We start from the raw sequence: 14,724 nt of genomic DNA, 5'->3' as shown, positions 1-14,724 counted from the left end.
TAAGGATCACACGCAGGCACAATGTTGACGTTATTTTATAACATTAAGCGAGGTAAGCATGACTCCACAATCGGCCGTAGCCGTAATCGCGTTCTGGAAACAGGCGGGGCCCAAACGTTGGTTCGCCAAGGACGAGGCGTTCGATACAGCCTTTCGTGAGCGCTTCCACGCCACCCATATGCAGGCGGCGCGGCGTGAACTCGAACACTGGTTGACCACGGCGGATGGCGCGCTGGCGTTACTGATCCTGCTGGACCAGTACCCGCGCAACGCCTTTCGCGGCACGGCGCATATGTTCGCCACCGACCCGCTGGCGCGGTTGTATGCGCGAAAGATGGTGGACGCGGGATTGGATCAGCAGGTCGAACCTCAATTGCGTGCGTTCTGCTATTTACCTTTTGAACATTCGGAAGACCCGCAGGACCAGCAGCGCTCGCTGGCCCTGAACCAGCAGCTGGATGACAGCACCTATCACTGGGCCAAGGAGCATGCCGATATCATTGAGCGGTTCGGGCGGTTTCCGCATCGCAATGGGGTGTTGGGGAGGAAGACCACCGCTGCGGAACAGGTTTTTTTGGATGAGGGTGGGTTTGCGGGGTAGGTGTTGTAATCGGGCGCTTATTCAAGCGCCCTGAGTTGATCTATTTGTCCATGACGATCTATCGGTTTGCGTGTCTGAGATGCGTCTTTAGCATCTTATTGGAGCTGTCAGTGCTATTTGAGGAAATGGCCTACAAAGTATTGGGCTGAGTCCTATATCTTGCCATCTTGTAAAGTTTTTCTGCATGTTCAAGTATTGCTGCCGACTTGTCATCCTCAACATGGATAGGTAGATGCATGAACAGTTATTCAAATATTCGTAAGCTGTCTGCGATAGGCGATCCTTTTTGGGAGCGCACTCAAGCCGCGGGTATGAGTGGGGTGGTTGCAAAAAACAGGGGGGGTGGGTTAATGGAGCTAGCCGGCAAGGCGTTCATCAATATGTGCTCTTACTCCTATTTAGGTCTGGATTCGAACCCGAAGATATTAGAAGGGAGTATAGCGGCGCTGAGAGAGACTGGAACGCTGAACTCATCAACTTCAAGAGTTAGGATCAAACTACCCTTGTTGGACGAAGTAGAAACGTCACTGTCCGAACTGTATTCCCTTAATGCACTCACCACCTCTTCATGTGCCTCGGCCGCCTGCGCAGTGCTCCCTTTGTTAGCGGCAGGTATGCTGACTGAAAACACCCCCCCTTTAATGGTGTTTGATCGTTCCGCGCACTTTTGCTTGAGCTTGATGAAACCGATCTGTGCAGACGAAACGCAGGTTCTGACGTCTGCACATAATGATCTGGAGTTTCTGGAAGACTGCTGCAGGAAAAACGCACGCGTGGCCTATGTTGCCGATGGCGTCTATAGCACTGGCGGGGTGGCAAGAATAAAAGAGCTGATGGTGTTGCAAGAAAAATATGGCTTGTTCGTTTTATATGATGAAGCCCATGGGTTGTCGATCAAAGGAAAGAATGGGCGTGGTGTAGTCCTTGAGGAGATGGACGGGCTGAATGCCAATACGATGCTGATTGTGTCGTTGAATAAAGGCTTCGGTGGCTCGGGCGGCGCAATTTTCTTTGATGATTCGATTAAACGCTCAAGCCTGTTGCGGTTTGGCGGTCCTCTTTCATGGTCTCAGCGGATAAATACAGCCGGTTTAGGTGCAATATTGGCCTCCATTCAGATCCATGCATCTAATGAAATAAATATCCTGCAGGCAAGACTGGCTGACAATATAAACCGATTTGATGAGCTTGTTCCCAGCGCAGCAGTGGGGGACGGTCTTCCAATACGCCTGATTCCTATGGTTGACGAAGTTCACGCAATCTCAGTCGCAGCGGAACTGATGCGTCAAGGCTTCTATACCTCTCCATTGTTTTATCCGGTTGTTCCAAAAAACACGCCTGGCTTGAGAATCATGTTAAGAGCCAATCTTCATGACGCTGATCTGGTGAGGTTTTGTGCTGCGGTGAGATCCGTACTCTAGATATTCACCCCCATCAAACCTTCCTGGAGAACCTAAAGTGCAGTCAAACGCAAGGATGCTGACGTTAGCATGCAGTACAACAATGATGGCGCAGTTGGGCGTAACACTCTATCTGCCGGCGATGCCCGTCATTGTTGAGGTGCTGAATATCAGTGAGACAGCAGGCTACAACTCTTTGCTGATGTATTTAGGCGGTGCAGCCGTTCCACTCGTTTTTGCTGCTCGTGTGATTCGTATTTTTGGCCGCTCGGCAGTCTTGCTAACATTCTGCTGTACCTTCCTGAGCGCAAGTATTTTGTCCGTATGGACATGCTGCGACACGGGCTTTTATGTATCTAGAACCCTGCAAGGTGTTGGTGGCGGTGGTGCAGCCTTGATAGGGCGGGCGCTATTGTCCGAGATTTTCTCAGGGGCGCGCTTGGCGAAGCACTTATCGTTATTGTCTTACGCATTTGTCTTTGCGTTGATTGTTGGTCAAGTTGCAGGAGGCTATTTAGTCTTGTTTGGTCGCTGGGAAGTCCTTTCTTTGGTAATGGCTTTGGTCTCGGTCATAACTATTTTTCTTGTGCTGACCATGCGAGGAGCCTTGTCCGCTCTTGATTCGAGTAGTCGCCAGCGAACCAGCGGTACAGATTATGTGTTCATAGTAAGGCAGCGCGCCTTTTACCTCCCTGTGCTGTTAGCTGGTTGCGGTTATGGTGTGTTTGTTGTATGCCAGGGCGTAGGTGTTTATGTATTCGACTTGCTTTGGGGGTGGGGGAGTTCGGAATATGGGGTCTTGGGGATATGGCTGGGAATTGCCTATTTTTTTGGCGCACTGTCTGTAAGAATCGCGTTGAAGTCGATAAGTATTAATGCACTTTCAGTGATAGGCGTGATGGTGCTTTTAGCGGCGGTTACGGCTTTCTTACTGTCGACATTGCATTATCTGGAACGGTACTTTGTTGTCGTAGCCTACGTTGCGGTTTGGTACGCTCAGGCACTGATATATCCTTGTGTCGCCTCTATGGCCGTAAAAAAATACCCAGGTATAGAGTCCATGATGCTGTTTAGTTTTCTTCAACAGTTGGTAGCGCTGTTTTTCGGAACGCTGGCGTCACTGGTCATGCCTGGAGGCATGCATGCGGTGGCTTTGCTCACCCTAGGGTTAGGCGGCATGGGGGCTGTGGTGGTGGTTCTATTGTCCTTGAAAAGGAATTGATATGGATATGCTAGTTAGAAGTTGGTTGTGTATTCCAGCTCTGAAGGAAGGGCTTGAAGAAAAAGTTATCCAATCCACGGCAGATATAGTACTGCTGGATCTGGAAGACTCTATACCCCTGAACAGTAAACAGGTGGCACGTGAGAAACTGCTGGCATTGAACCACTCTATCTGGAGTGATTATGATTTGGCCGTCAGGGTGAACGCGCTCTCCAGGCCGGAAGGCGTCAGGGATCTGGTGTTTCTGATGGATAATAATATTGTTCCAAAGTACTTGGTTATTCCAAAAGTGGAGTCGGCCGGTGAATTGCGTATACTGAGTGAGTTGCAGTCTGTTACAGGGGCGCGCACGAAGATCTTTGGTATTGTTGAAACGCTAAAGGGGCTGCGTGGCATTGATGCTGTTATCAACGACTCTGTAAACCTGTGCGGTTTGATTTTGGGCAGCGCCGATCTGTCCTCTGAGATCAGCTTTCGTCTGTCAACATCGGCATTGATGCAAATTAAATGTGAGGTAGCACTCGCTGCGTTGAGTGTGGGGCTAAAGGTGATAGATACTCCGTGTTTTAATTTGATAGGTGACAAGCTGCTAAGGGAGGAAGTCGAAGCGGCTAAAGCGCTCGGGTATTCCGGAAAGATTGCCGTTCATCCTTCACAAATAAGCATGATTAACAGGCTGTTTTCTCCCTCGGAAACAGAGTTGGAGAAGGCCAGGGCTATTATTGCATCTTTAGGTTCGCCCGACTTGCCTATGGCCATAGCATCGATAGACGGGGAAATGATTGGGCCACCTTTTGAAGTGCATGCTAGAAAAATGCTTGCCCTGCAAGAGTTGGTCGTCAGTAAGAATAATAAGAGGGCGCTATGAGCATTCGAGACGTTCGTTATAAAACGTTAAGTAAGTTGGTTGAGCGCTCGCCAGGGCGTTATCGTGAGGATCATGGGCTCGGTTTTGATGATTTTGAAGTGGGGGATATTTATGAGCACCGCCCTGGCCGGACGGTGACGGAGGCAGACAACATATGGATGTCTTTAGTCTGTATGAACAATCACCCATTACATATCAATTCGGATTTTGCAAAGAATACGGAGTTTGGCGCCGTCTTGGTGTCGAGCCTCGTGACTTTTTCTATCGTAGGGGGGATGAGCCTGGCGAGTACCAGCGCGAAGGGAATTGCCAACCTTGGTTGGGATAAGGTGCGCCTTTTAGCGCCGGTATTTGTGGGGGACACCCTGTACGCCGAAAGCGAGGTGGTTGCCAAGCGCCGTTCTGAAAGCCGTTCTGGACAGGGTATTGTTACGGTGAGGACAAAGGGGATGAAAGCTTGCGGTGAAGTATTTTTAACCTGTGAGCGCAGCTTCTTGATCAGTCTCGGTTAGGCCGCTGTTGCCAAGAGGTCAATATGGAAATTTTGATTGATTCGCTCGTACATGATGCGATAAGCATGAGAGATGCTATTGAAGCATTGCGCCACGGTTATGCTCGCCATGACGAGCCGGATCATTGTCCGGCGCGGACCTTGATCAGAATCTATGAAAAAAAAGCAACGTTTGGGGTGATGCCTTACTACTCCAAGCGTGAAAACTTGTTCCTCGCAAAGATTATTTCTCACCACGCTCAAAATGTAAGTCAGGGACGCAAGTCTATCAACGGCGTGATTGTCGTTCAGGACGGTTGTACGGGTCAGGTGCTGGCTCAATTGGATGCCTCTACCATCACCGCTTTGAGGACCGGAGCCACTGCGGGGCTGGCGACGGATTTGCTAGCGCGTAAGCACTCAAAAAAACTTGCGATCATTGGTACAGGTGACCAGGCGATGGCCGCATTGAGTGCTGTCTTATGTGTGAGAGATATTGATTGCGTGTCCGTGTATTCTCGAAACAAGGAAAATGTTGAGCGATTCATTGTACGTGCGACTGATCAGTTCCCGAGCGGCGTAGCATTTCTCGGATGCGAGGAGGTCCGATCAGCAATTGAAGAGGCCGACATAGTGTGCACTGCGACAACATGCGCCGAACCTCTGTTTTCTGCCTGCGATGTAGTGGAGGGCGTTCATGTGAATGCGCTTGGAAAACACACGCTGGTTTCACGTGAGTTTCCACTGGAGCTTGTGCCCCAAGCGATACTGGTCGTTGAGGACCGAGAGTCGGCAATCAGAGAAGCAGGGAATTATCACAGTCAATCAATTTCAATTTCGGAGATACTGCAGGGGCCCTATCAAGAGTGTCAAAGTAAAACGACAATTTTTTCTTCAGTGGGTACCGCTTTTCAAGATGCCTGTATATGTATTGCCTTATTGAAAAAACTAAAGCTGATTGAATCGTAGATCGTACCCTGCTGTATCCCCGTTCAGGCTTGCGCCTGAGCCAACGCTTCCCTGGCAGCAGCAGGGCGAAACCGCCGCACCCCCTTGAGGTCAATTGCCCACCGCAACGCTTCAGTGGCCGAAGGCCGCGGGCCGTGGTTGATCGCCTGTTCATCCTTGCCCAGTGCACTGAGGTAACCCTGTGTACCGCCGCGTTCGCTCCAATAGTGAGTGTGGCTGAGCCAGGATCTGGCCAGCCAGCCTTTACCGTTGCCCACGGTCACCGGCAAGTCCAGCACGCCGCCGCCCATCACGGGCTTGACCGGGCCGCCGACGATGTCGCCGAATACGCCGAAGGGCGCAGGGAAGTAGAGGTTGGTCCAGCGCGTGACGGCAAACGCCGCGGCATGGTGCAGGTAGTGCGGGGTGAAGGGTTTTTGGCCGAGCATCAGCGGTTGGCGGGCGTTGTAGCCGTAGCCTTGGGTGTCTTGGGTAGGCGGGCAGGCCGGGGCTTCGCGGCGTTCCATGCGCTGCTGGAAGTCACTGACGCTACGGCCCAGTAACAGGCTGGCGTGGGCCATCGGGCTGCCGACGGTGACCAGGTCGGTGATGCGCCAGGGGTTGCCCAGGCCGCGCTGTTCGACGAACGCCTCGGCCTGTTGCTGACGAAAATTCAACAGGCTGCCCAGGCTGCCGTCCAGCAAGGCGCCGGCTGCGGGCAGGGCCTCCTTGACCACCGGTTGCAGCGGTTCGCGGTTGGCATAACGGGTCGCCAGCTCACGGTTGCTGGGATTCAGTTGGGTCAGTTGGTCGTGGTATTCATGCCAGAGGTAGCCGACGATGTCGTAGGCAATCACGCTGCCCAAGCTGTGGCCCACGACGATGATGCGCTCGTAGTCGCCCTGATTGTGCAGGGCGCGCAGCAAGTCGACACCATCGGCACGGATCTGCTCGCGCACCATCACGTTCTGCGGGTTGGGGCTTAAGTAGCGTGCGGCATCTCCCAGGTAGGCCAGCGCCGAATAGCGCAACCCCAGCCCCATCGCCGCGAGCAGCAGGGGGATCAGCGCGAAGGGGTTGTTGTTGACGGGCAACTGACCCCAGGCCGTAGCCAGTGCGCCGCTGGCAATCAATAGCAGTAACGCCAACACCGTCCAGCGCGTGCTGCGCCAGATCGGCACGATGGCGTCGGGAATGTCGCGCCGCGGGCGCTTGAAGATGTCCCACAGCCAGCCCAGCAGATGGCCGAGCTTGGTGCCCTGCATCTTGTGGGCCCAGTAGTACTCATAGAAATCCGTCGAGGTGCGGCCCGAGGACTTCAGTACGCGCAGGTCGAAGTTGCGCGACAGCCGATCGGGCTTGCTCCAGTACAGAGGTTTGCCATCGGGGGTGTCCGTGGGGATCATCGCTTCGACAAAGCCGCGCAAGGTGTCCATTGGGCGCTGTTCGCCGATGCCGTGGATAACCACAACTGCTTGTTTCATGTGCTGTTCCTTCCTTGAAAATCAGCGGGAGCCATAATATTGCCACTAGCCGCGCTATTCCTGCCAGGAATGCCCCCATAAAAACCCTGCATTGTCTTTATCGGCCCGGATCTCGTAGCGTGATGCCTCACCCCAGGAGATTGCCCATGAGCCAAGGCCCGCTGCACCTCTACGTTGATTCGCTGTTCACCAGCCCTTATGCCATGTCGGTGTTTGTCGCCTTGCGCGAAAAAGGCCTGGCGTTCGAGACCCTCATCCTGGACCTCGATGCCCGGCAGAACCAAGCGGCGGATTTCGCCCAACGCTCCCTGACCCAGCGAGTGCCGACCCTGGTAGACGGTGATTTTGCGCTGTCGGAGTCTTCGGCCATCACCGAGTACCTGGACCAGGCCTACCCCGAGACCAGCGTGTACCCGGCGGATGTGCAGCAGCGGGCGAGGGCGCGACAGGTCCAGGCGTGGCTGCGCAGCGACCTGCTGCCGATTCGCCAGGAGCGCTCGACGCTGGTGGTGTTCTGCGGGCAGAAGAAGCCGCCATTGTCAGCAGAGGCTCAAGCTGCCGCGACCAAGTTGATCAGCGCGGCGCAAGCGTTGCTGGCGGATAACCGCGAGTACCTGTGCGGCCAGTGGTCGATTGCCGATGTGGACCTGGCGGTGATGCTCAATCGCCTGATCCTCAACGGTGACGCCGTGCCCACGCAGTTGGTGGCCTACGCGCAACGCCAGTGGCAGCGGCCGTCAGTGCGCGAGTGGGTCGAGCTGCGTCGGCCCGCGCTCTAGCTGTGGCTGAGGCTGGGCAACCCGCCGGTCGAGGTCTTCCCAATCGGCCATGCCCAGCACGCGCATGGTGTTCAAACCGCGCAAGTAGCCGCGCAGTTGCTGGGCGCTGGCGCTGCGTTGCGCGGCGTCGGCGTCTGAGTCCAGCAACACGATTTCGTACTCGACCAGGTAGTCGGCGACTCGCTCGCGAAACTCTGGCAGTACCGCCTCGCGGATACGATCGAAGATTTTCTGGTAGGGCTTCATGGCGGGGTCCTTATAGATTTTATGGGCGGCCTGACACTATCGGTTCAAATGATAGTCACCATCAAGGATCACAAGTTCTGTTTTTTCGCCAAACGCGCAGAATCTGCACATCGAGACGCAGCCCAAGGAAAATGCGCGATGAGGACGATTATCCAGTTGGCTTTGATGGCCCTGATGCTGGGCACCGCGGTCATGACCACCCCGGCGATGGCCGATGAAGTGCGTACAGGCCATTTGCTGCCACTGGTGGGTAGCGTAGACTCCCTGCAGCGTGGCCAGTCGGTGGGGGTGTTGTTCAGCGAAAACACCCGCGACAACCTCAGCTACCTTGAACGCTACCACGCCATGGCGTTGAACGGCGCCAAGGGTGCCTTGGATGGGCGCATTCGCGAGGCGTTCGTCAACAGTTCCGACCCGGAACTGGCGATCGACTGGTTGATGAACTCGCTGCACGGCACTTTTGTCTCGGTGACGGTCTATAGCAGCCTGGATGCCCTGGTACAGGCGCACCCGGATGTGGTGGTGGTGCTCGATACCCATAACCAATTGCTCACCCAGCGTAATGACCGGGTTGAGGCGCGCTTTGTCGCACGCTTCTATGACGCGAACTTGCAGTTCATCGCCAAGGCCGAAGGCTCGGTAGACAAGCACGTGCCGTCCGTGTGGGTGCACGATAAAGCGGCGCCGGAAATTGCTGCACTGATCGAGCAACAACGCGATGTACAGCAAGATGCCCTGAAGCAGTTCGATGCGTCGCTCAAGGCCCTGGTTCGCGCAGGTTGACCCGCGAATGGTTGTGAACCCTATTGGTTATTTTCAGGAATGTTTATGCGCTCTTTCTTCGCCCCGGCCCTGGCTTGTGCTTCGTTGTTGCTGACCGGCTGTATCACGGCGCCCAATGCGCCATCGCTGACCCTGCAAACCAGCAAGACCCCGGACGGCTATGTGCAATGCGTATTGCCCAAGCTGGAAAAGCACGGCATCACCTCGACCGTCACCCAGAACTCGCGTCACGCCAAGGTGCTGTTGACCAGCAAGATTGCCGCCGATGATGTGCTGGAAGCCTACAAGTCCCAGGACGGCACCAAGGTGTTCCTGTATGAGCGCAAGCCGTTGGCTTCGGCGATCAAGCCGTCACGGCTTGAGCAGGCCGCCCAGGATTGCAAATAAACCCAGGCATGTGGGCGTGGGCAACCCCTGACACCCAGTAGGAGCGAGCTTGCTCGCGAAAAACGCACAGGCGCCGCGTTTATTCAGGACACACGCGTTATCGTTGACGTCTTTCGCGAGCAAGCTCGCTCCTACAGGGTATTGGCTCCATTTGGATCAGGGTTTGGCTTCGTTGCTGAAGCTGTCGACAGTCTTGACCAGCCCTTGCGCCGCCAACGCCACCAACTCACCGCCTTTCTCCACCGTGGCCAACGCCGGGTCAGAGCCCATGCGGCCGTCAGGGAAGCGCGCACGGAAGTCCAGCGCTTCGCGGATCGGCCCGGTGTTGGCGATTTGCGGTGAATACTCGGCAGACTTGATCGAGTCAGGATACGCCCACTGCGTCACGGCAATTTCCGACGGCGTGGCGTGGCTGCCATGCCCGACCGGGAATTGACGCTGGGCCAGGTCAGTGACGCCTTCCAGGTCCCACCAGTTCACCAGTTTCAGCGCGAACCCGGCCGGGCGGCGGGCGAAGCTGGCTTCGGCGTACAGCTCGGAGAACGCCGCTTCAATAGTGGCGATATTGCCGCCGTGGCCGTTGAGGAACAGGATCTTTTCGAAACCATGCCCGGCCAGCGAGCGCACCCAGTCGCCAATCGCGGCGATAAAGGTGGAAGGGCGCAGGGAGATGGTGCCGGGAAAGCCCAGGTGGTGTTGGGCCATGCCGATATTGAAGGTCGGGCCGACGAGGATGTCGGCGTGCTTCTGGGCGTGGTGGGCGATGATCTCCGGGCACATCCAGTCAGTGCCCAACAGGCCGGTGGGGCCATGTTGTTCGTTGGAGCCGATGGGAATCACCACCGTGCGGCTGCGTTCCAGGAACTGCCCGATTTCGATCCAGGTGGAGGTGTGTAGAAGCATGCGACGCTCTCTTTTATCTATGGGGACAGGCTATCCGCCACGGATTGTACGACTACTCGCCACCTGTTGGGGTTTGCAATTGAGGTAGGTCGATGACTTCAGCCAGCGCTGGTCGGGATACCACGAAAACATGAACTGCCCGTCCTTGAGCTTGTCCACCACTTGGCGCGCGACTTGCGGACGCACGGCCGGGCAACCCTGGCTGCGGCCGATGCGGCCTTCGCGCTTGCTCCATAAGGGGCTGACGTAGTCGGCGGCATGAATCACGATGGCGCGGTCGCGGGCCTGGTCATTGAAGCCGGGTTCCAGACCGTCCATGCGCAGCGAGTAACCATGGGCGCCCAGGTAGCTTTCCTGGGTGCGGAACAGCCCCAGGCTCGACTGATGGCTGCCTTCAAGGTTGGAGAACTGGGTGGCGAAGTTTTCCCCGGACTTGGCGCCGTGGGCCACCAGGTCGCGCAATACCAGGGTCTTTTTGCGCAGGTCGAAGATCCACAGGCGACGGGCGGTCGAGGGCTGGGAGTAGTCAATAACCGCTAGGCGATCAGAACGTTCCTCGCCGTTATTGACCGCGCACTGTACGGCGCTCAGGGCGCTTTTGAGCACGGTGGGATTGAGTTCTGGAGCCGAGCGCGCCAGGCTGCTATACAGGGAAGGAGTGGTGCCATTGGCGGCGAGCGCAACATTGCTCAATAAGGCCAGGCACCCGGTGATCAAGCCCAGGCTGGTTAGCCTGCGCTTGCGTATAAAAGTCAGCATCTACAGTCGAGTCCCCGCTGTGGAGTGGAGCTAAGTCAATTGTTCAAAAAACACGCATGTTACTTGAGCATTTGCCTGCTCGTTGCACCATTGGTCGCTACAGCCGAAACGCTGCCGGTTGAACCATTGCCCGTCACCACTCCGGCGCCGGTGGCGCTGGCGCCGCTGCAACAGGCCTTGGCGCAGTTGCAAAGTGTGTGCCCGCACCTTGCGCCGCGTATCGATGCCGCCGCGTTGGTGCGCCTGCAAGCCTTTTACCAGCAGCAGGGCGATGCCCCGCTATGGTCGGCTGACGAACGCCGGCAAGCCTTGCACAACCAGTTGCTGATGCTTGCCGACGATGGCCTGGACCCCACCCACTATAGCTTGCCTGCGGCGGATGCAACGGCCAACGTACTGTGCAGCGATATCGCCAACAGCCAGCAGTACCTGCAAGCTCTGCAGGATTTGCACTACGGGCGCCTGCAGCAATCGCGTTTTGAGCCCCTCTGGCACTCCCAGCCACCCAGTGGCGACCCGAATACCGAGGTACTGGCGTTCGCCGCCACCGGCCTGCACGACATGGCCCAAGCCTTCGACAAGGCCCGGCCCAGCGCCGATTTGTACCGCAGCCTGCGCAATGCCTATGCCGGCGTGCGTCAGCAACCGCTGCCCCATTGGGACCCGGTCGCCGAGGGCACGTTGTTGCGCCCGGGGATGAATGACCCTCGCGTGCCGGAATTGGCGCGGCGCCTGCACAGCGGTGGCTACCTGGCCCAGTTGCCCAGCGGCAACGGCAAGCAGTACCAGGGCGAACTGGTCAAGGCGGTGAAGGCCTTCCAGCTCAGCCACTCGTTGCAGGCCGACGGCGTGATCGGCGCCGGCACCGTGGCCGAACTCAATATCAGCCCGGCGATGCGTCGTGAACAACTGCGCATCAACCTGGAGCGTTTCCGCTGGCTGGCCCAGGACCTGGAGCCTGAAGGCGTCGTGGTCAATGTGGCCGCCGCGCAACTGAGCGTGTACCAGAGCGGCATCCCGGTGTGGCAAACCCGCCTGCAAGTGGGCCGTGCCGAACGCCAGACGCCGTTGCTCAAGTCGCGCATCACCCGGCTGACCCTCAACCCCACCTGGACCATCCCGCCGACCATCATGCGCGAGGACAAACTGCCCGCCATCCGCCTCAACCCTGAATACTTGCGCCAGCAAAACCTGCAAGTGCTCGACGCCGAAGGTCACCCGTTGACCCCCGACCAGGTCGACTGGGCACGCCCGGGCAATATCCTGCTGCGCCAACAGGCCGGCCCGCGTAACCCGTTGGGCAAGATTGTGATGCGCTTTCCCAACCCGTATTCGGTGTACCTGCACGACACCCCCAGCCAACCCTTGTTTACCAAGGGCCCGCGGGCGTTCAGTTCAGGATGCGTACGGGTCGAGCAACCGTTGTTATTGCGCGACCTGCTGGTAACGCCGGCCGAACGCACTCGCACCGATGAGCTGCTGGCGACCGGCGAAACCCATGAATTCAGGCTGGCCACGCCGGTACCGGTGCTGTTGGGGTATTGGACGGTAGAAGTGGATCGCCAGGGCGAGTTGGTGTACGCGCCGGATATTTATGCGCGTGACCCGGTGTTGATCAAGGCCATGGGCAGCGTGTTATAGCGCCCATGGTCTTGATACGCATGTAGGAGCGAGCTTGCTCGCGAAAAACGCCAACGATAACGCGCGCTTCCTGAATAAACGCGGCGCTCGTGAGTTTTTCGCGAGCAAGCTCGCTCCTACATTGGATTAGGGTTCTATTCCGGCATCAGTTGCTGGCGGCATTCGAGCACCAAGCGGGCGCCGCCCAACTCACTGGTGCCCACCTCCAGCTTGAAACCGTGCAGATTGATGATCGCTGCCACAATCGACAGGCCCAGGCCGAAACCACCTTGTTGATCACTCTCATCGACTCGATAGAATCGCTGGAACACCGACGCGCGCTCGGCGGCTGGAATGCCCGGCCCGGAGTCGAGCACTTCGATGCGCGTACTGCCCAGGTCGTTGACTGCCCGCAGGATCACCTTGCCCTTGGGCGGAGTGAACTTGATCGAGTTACTCAGCAGGTTGGCCAGGGCTTCAAACAACAGCGCACGGTCACCGCTAATCCACGGCAGTGAGTCAGGCGCCTGTAACACCAGCTCCAGTTCGCCTTCTTCGGCCAGGGGCAGATAGAAGTCATGCAGTTCGCGCAGCAATGGCAGCGGGTCCAGCACCAGGAAGCCCGAGCGACGCTGGTGGTCTTCCAGTTCCGAGATGCGCAGCAGCCCGCGAAAACGCGCCATCAGGGTGTCGGTTTCGGCGATGGCGTCATCGAGTTTTACCGCGTGGGCCGAGTCTTCCTCGGCTTGTTGTTTGATGCGGTAGAGCTGGGCGCGCAAGCGGGTGAGCGGGGTGCGCAGGTCGTGGGCGATGTTGTCGCATACGCCCTTGACCTCGTTCATCAGTTTTTCGATACGGTCGAGCATGGCATTGACGATGGCGGCGAGCATGTCCAGCTCGTCGCGCCGGTTGGACAGCGGCAACCGGTGCGTGAGGTCGCCGGCGACGATGGCCTCGGCGCTGGCCTGGATCCCGCGAATGCGCCGCAACGGGCGACGGCGCAGCAGGTGCCAGCCAGCGGCGCCGGGGATGATGGTCAAAGAGAGTGCCCACAGCAGGGCGTGCCAGATAATCCGCGTTACCCCGAACAGCGAGCCGTTGGCACGCACCAACACCAGCCAGCGGCCGTCTTCGGTGTGGGTGGCCACCGCGTCGCAACTGTCCTTGGGCAGTTTGGGGTCATCGGATTGCACGCAATTGGTCAGGGCGTGGATTTTGCCGTCCAGCGGCAAATCGGGTGGTACGGCGCGGATCGGCCCGCTCAAGGGACGAAATTGCTCATCGAACAGGCCATAGGCGTCCACGCCCTTCATGTCGAAGGTCATGCTGGTGGTGAGCGCCTCCACCAGCTCTTCGCCGTCGAAACGCTGGAACAGGTGCTGGCGTTGCAGCAGGGAATGGCGCGACAAGTCGCTGAGGTAGCCCGACACCTCGTAGTACAGCACCCCCATGAGGATGCAGCTCCAGGCCACGAACAACGAACTGTACAGCGCCAGCAAGCGGCTGCTGGAAGAGCGCCAGCCTTTAGAGGGGTTCAGCAATGACATAACCCGAGCCTCGTACCGTGCGGATCAGCGGCGTGAGGCCCGGTGGGTCGATTTTCTTGCGCAGACGGCCAATGTGCACGTCGATCAGGTTGGTGCCGGGGTCGAAGTGATAGCCCCAGACTTCCTCGAAAATCATCATCCGCGACAGAATCTGCCCGGTGTTGCGCATCAGGAATTCAAGCAGTTTGTATTCGGTGGGCAGCAGGGTCAGCGGCTGGTCGGCGCGGCTGGCTTCGCGGCTGATCAGGTTCAACTCCAGGTCGGCCACGCGCAGGGCGGTTTCGAACTCCTGGACCGTGCTTTTACGCCGCAGCAGCACTTCCACACGGGCGGCCATTTCATCCGAGGCGAACGGCTTGGTCAGGTAGTCATCGCCGCCGGCACGCAGGCCGCGCACGCGCTCGTCGACATCGGAGAGGGCGCTGATCATCAGGATCGGCGTAGACACCCCAATGGTGCGCAACGTGGTGACGATGGCCAGGCCATCCAGTTCGGGCAGCATGCGGTCGAGGGTGATCAGGTCGTAATCACCACTCACCGCGCGGACCAGCCCCTCGCGGCCGTTGTCCACCCAATCTACGTCCAGTCCATGGCTACTCAGCTCGGCGACAATCTCGCGGGCCGTTACGGCGTCATCCTCGATGGTCAAAATGCGGGTCATAGGATTACCTGGTGAGCGTTCACACT

General features: G+C 57.5%; 16 protein-coding genes. 10 read left to right on the top strand and 6 right to left on the bottom strand.

Annotated features, from left to right (window positions below; all coding sequences use genetic code 11):
* Positions 1–58 precede the first annotated feature (58 nt).
* From DK871_RS17025 to DK871_RS17000, 6 genes are all read left to right on the top strand, one after another.
* Entirely contained in the window at positions 59–601 is a 543-nt protein-coding gene (locus DK871_RS17025) for a DUF924 family protein (protein ID WP_161905931.1), read from the top strand.
* A 236-nt stretch (positions 602–837) separates the two neighbouring features.
* Positions 838–2,022 carry an aminotransferase class I/II-fold pyridoxal phosphate-dependent enzyme gene (locus tag DK871_RS17020; RefSeq protein ID WP_161905929.1) on the top strand — a complete coding sequence of 395 codons (1,185 nt, stop codon included), beginning with the start codon at positions 838–840 and terminating at the stop codon, positions 2,020–2,022.
* 82 nt (positions 2,023–2,104) lie between these two features.
* A complete protein-coding gene (locus DK871_RS17015; protein WP_161905927.1) occupies positions 2,105–3,223 on the top strand; it encodes an MFS transporter in 1,119 nt (372 codons plus the stop codon).
* Position 3,224: 1 nt separating this feature from the next.
* Positions 3,225–4,091 carry a CoA ester lyase gene (locus tag DK871_RS17010; RefSeq protein ID WP_161905925.1) on the top strand — a complete coding sequence of 289 codons (867 nt, stop codon included), beginning with the start codon at positions 3,225–3,227 and terminating at the stop codon, positions 4,089–4,091.
* Positions 4,088–4,603, top strand: a complete 516-nt coding sequence (locus DK871_RS17005; protein WP_161905923.1) for a MaoC family dehydratase — start codon at positions 4,088–4,090, stop codon at positions 4,601–4,603. Before DK871_RS17010 ends, DK871_RS17005 begins: the two co-directional genes overlap by 4 nt.
* Positions 4,604–4,626: 23 nt before the next feature.
* Positions 4,627–5,550 carry an ornithine cyclodeaminase family protein gene (locus DK871_RS17000; RefSeq protein ID WP_161905921.1) on the top strand — a complete coding sequence of 308 codons (924 nt, stop codon included), beginning with the start codon at positions 4,627–4,629 and terminating at the stop codon, positions 5,548–5,550.
* Positions 5,551–5,573: 23 nt separating this feature from the next.
* Here the strand turns inward: DK871_RS17000 and DK871_RS16995 are convergent, their stop codons facing one another.
* Complete coding sequence (locus DK871_RS16995) at positions 5,574–7,013, bottom strand: lipase family protein (protein WP_161905920.1); 1,440 nt, start codon at positions 7,011–7,013, stop codon at positions 5,574–5,576.
* 146 nt (positions 7,014–7,159) lie between these two features.
* Here DK871_RS16995 and yfcF point away from each other — a divergent pair, with 146 nt between their 5' ends.
* Positions 7,160–7,792, top strand: coding sequence for a glutathione transferase (gene yfcF, locus DK871_RS16990; RefSeq protein WP_161905919.1), 633 nt, complete (start codon positions 7,160–7,162; stop codon positions 7,790–7,792).
* Here yfcF and DK871_RS16985 read toward each other — a convergent pair.
* Positions 7,751–8,038, bottom strand: coding sequence for a hypothetical protein (locus DK871_RS16985; RefSeq protein ID WP_161905917.1), 288 nt, complete (start codon positions 8,036–8,038; stop codon positions 7,751–7,753). The genes yfcF and DK871_RS16985 overlap by 42 nt on opposite strands.
* Positions 8,039–8,176: 138 nt before the next feature.
* Here DK871_RS16985 and DK871_RS16980 point away from each other — a divergent pair, with 138 nt between their 5' ends.
* Positions 8,177–8,821, top strand: coding sequence for an ATPase (locus DK871_RS16980; protein ID WP_161905915.1), 645 nt, complete (start codon positions 8,177–8,179; stop codon positions 8,819–8,821).
* Positions 8,822–8,866: 45 nt separating this feature from the next.
* Complete coding sequence (locus tag DK871_RS16975) at positions 8,867–9,208, top strand: hypothetical protein (RefSeq protein ID WP_161905913.1); 342 nt, start codon at positions 8,867–8,869, stop codon at positions 9,206–9,208.
* Positions 9,209–9,364: 156 nt separating this feature from the next.
* Here the strand turns inward: DK871_RS16975 and DK871_RS16970 are convergent, their stop codons facing one another.
* Together DK871_RS16970 and DK871_RS16965 are read right to left on the bottom strand one after the other, a co-directional pair.
* Positions 9,365–10,111, bottom strand: coding sequence for a creatininase family protein (locus DK871_RS16970; RefSeq protein WP_044274105.1), 747 nt, complete (start codon positions 10,109–10,111; stop codon positions 9,365–9,367).
* Positions 10,112–10,141: 30 nt separating this feature from the next.
* Entirely contained in the window at positions 10,142–10,870 is a 729-nt protein-coding gene (locus DK871_RS16965) for a murein L,D-transpeptidase catalytic domain family protein (RefSeq protein WP_161905911.1), read from the bottom strand.
* Positions 10,871–10,909: 39 nt separating this feature from the next.
* Between DK871_RS16965 and DK871_RS16960 the strand changes: the two genes are divergently transcribed.
* A complete protein-coding gene (locus DK871_RS16960) occupies positions 10,910–12,511 on the top strand; it encodes a murein L,D-transpeptidase (protein WP_161905909.1) in 1,602 nt (533 codons plus the stop codon).
* Between the two features lie 134 nt (positions 12,512–12,645).
* Here DK871_RS16960 and DK871_RS16955 read toward each other — a convergent pair whose 3' ends face one another.
* Together DK871_RS16955 and DK871_RS16950 are read right to left on the bottom strand one after the other, a co-directional pair.
* Entirely contained in the window at positions 12,646–14,037 is a 1,392-nt protein-coding gene (locus tag DK871_RS16955) for a HAMP domain-containing sensor histidine kinase (RefSeq protein WP_161905907.1), read from the bottom strand.
* Positions 14,015–14,698 carry a response regulator transcription factor gene (locus DK871_RS16950; RefSeq protein WP_003191687.1) on the bottom strand — a complete coding sequence of 228 codons (684 nt, stop codon included), beginning with the start codon at positions 14,696–14,698 and terminating at the stop codon, positions 14,015–14,017. Before DK871_RS16950 ends, DK871_RS16955 begins: the two co-directional genes overlap by 23 nt.
* Positions 14,699–14,724: the final 26 nt, after the last annotated feature.

It is taken from the genome of Pseudomonas sp. L13 (assembly GCF_009935965.1).
Lineage (GTDB): Bacteria > Pseudomonadota > Gammaproteobacteria > Pseudomonadales > Pseudomonadaceae > Aquipseudomonas > Aquipseudomonas lactis.
Note: the sequence above shows the minus strand (reverse complement) of the source record. Positions and strands in the feature narration are given on the sequence as shown.

Excerpts from the sequence above, each read along its gene's own strand:
- DK871_RS17025 (WP_161905931.1), top strand. The coding sequence starts at position 59 with ATGACTCCACAATCGGCCGTAGCCGTAATCGCGTTCTGGAAACAGGCG.
- DK871_RS17020 (WP_161905929.1), top strand. The coding sequence starts at position 838 with ATGAACAGTTATTCAAATATTCGTAAGCTGTCTGCGATAGGCGATCCT.
- DK871_RS17015 (WP_161905927.1), top strand. The coding sequence starts at position 2,105 with ATGATGGCGCAGTTGGGCGTAACACTCTATCTGCCGGCGATGCCCGTC.
- DK871_RS17010 (WP_161905925.1), top strand. The coding sequence starts at position 3,225 with ATGGATATGCTAGTTAGAAGTTGGTTGTGTATTCCAGCTCTGAAGGAA.
- DK871_RS17005 (WP_161905923.1), top strand. The coding sequence starts at position 4,088 with ATGAGCATTCGAGACGTTCGTTATAAAACGTTAAGTAAGTTGGTTGAG.
- DK871_RS17000 (WP_161905921.1), top strand. The coding sequence starts at position 4,627 with ATGGAAATTTTGATTGATTCGCTCGTACATGATGCGATAAGCATGAGA.
- DK871_RS16995 (WP_161905920.1), bottom strand. The coding sequence starts at position 7,013 with ATGAAACAAGCAGTTGTGGTTATCCACGGCATCGGCGAACAGCGCCCA.
- yfcF (WP_161905919.1), top strand. The coding sequence starts at position 7,160 with ATGAGCCAAGGCCCGCTGCACCTCTACGTTGATTCGCTGTTCACCAGC.
- DK871_RS16985 (WP_161905917.1), bottom strand. The coding sequence starts at position 8,038 with ATGAAGCCCTACCAGAAAATCTTCGATCGTATCCGCGAGGCGGTACTG.
- DK871_RS16980 (WP_161905915.1), top strand. The coding sequence starts at position 8,177 with ATGAGGACGATTATCCAGTTGGCTTTGATGGCCCTGATGCTGGGCACC.
- DK871_RS16975 (WP_161905913.1), top strand. The coding sequence starts at position 8,867 with ATGCGCTCTTTCTTCGCCCCGGCCCTGGCTTGTGCTTCGTTGTTGCTG.
- DK871_RS16970 (WP_044274105.1), bottom strand. The coding sequence starts at position 10,111 with ATGCTTCTACACACCTCCACCTGGATCGAAATCGGGCAGTTCCTGGAA.
- DK871_RS16965 (WP_161905911.1), bottom strand. The coding sequence starts at position 10,870 with ATGCTGACTTTTATACGCAAGCGCAGGCTAACCAGCCTGGGCTTGATC.
- DK871_RS16955 (WP_161905907.1), bottom strand. The coding sequence starts at position 14,037 with ATGTCATTGCTGAACCCCTCTAAAGGCTGGCGCTCTTCCAGCAGCCGC.
- DK871_RS16950 (WP_003191687.1), bottom strand. The coding sequence starts at position 14,698 with ATGACCCGCATTTTGACCATCGAGGATGACGCCGTAACGGCCCGCGAG.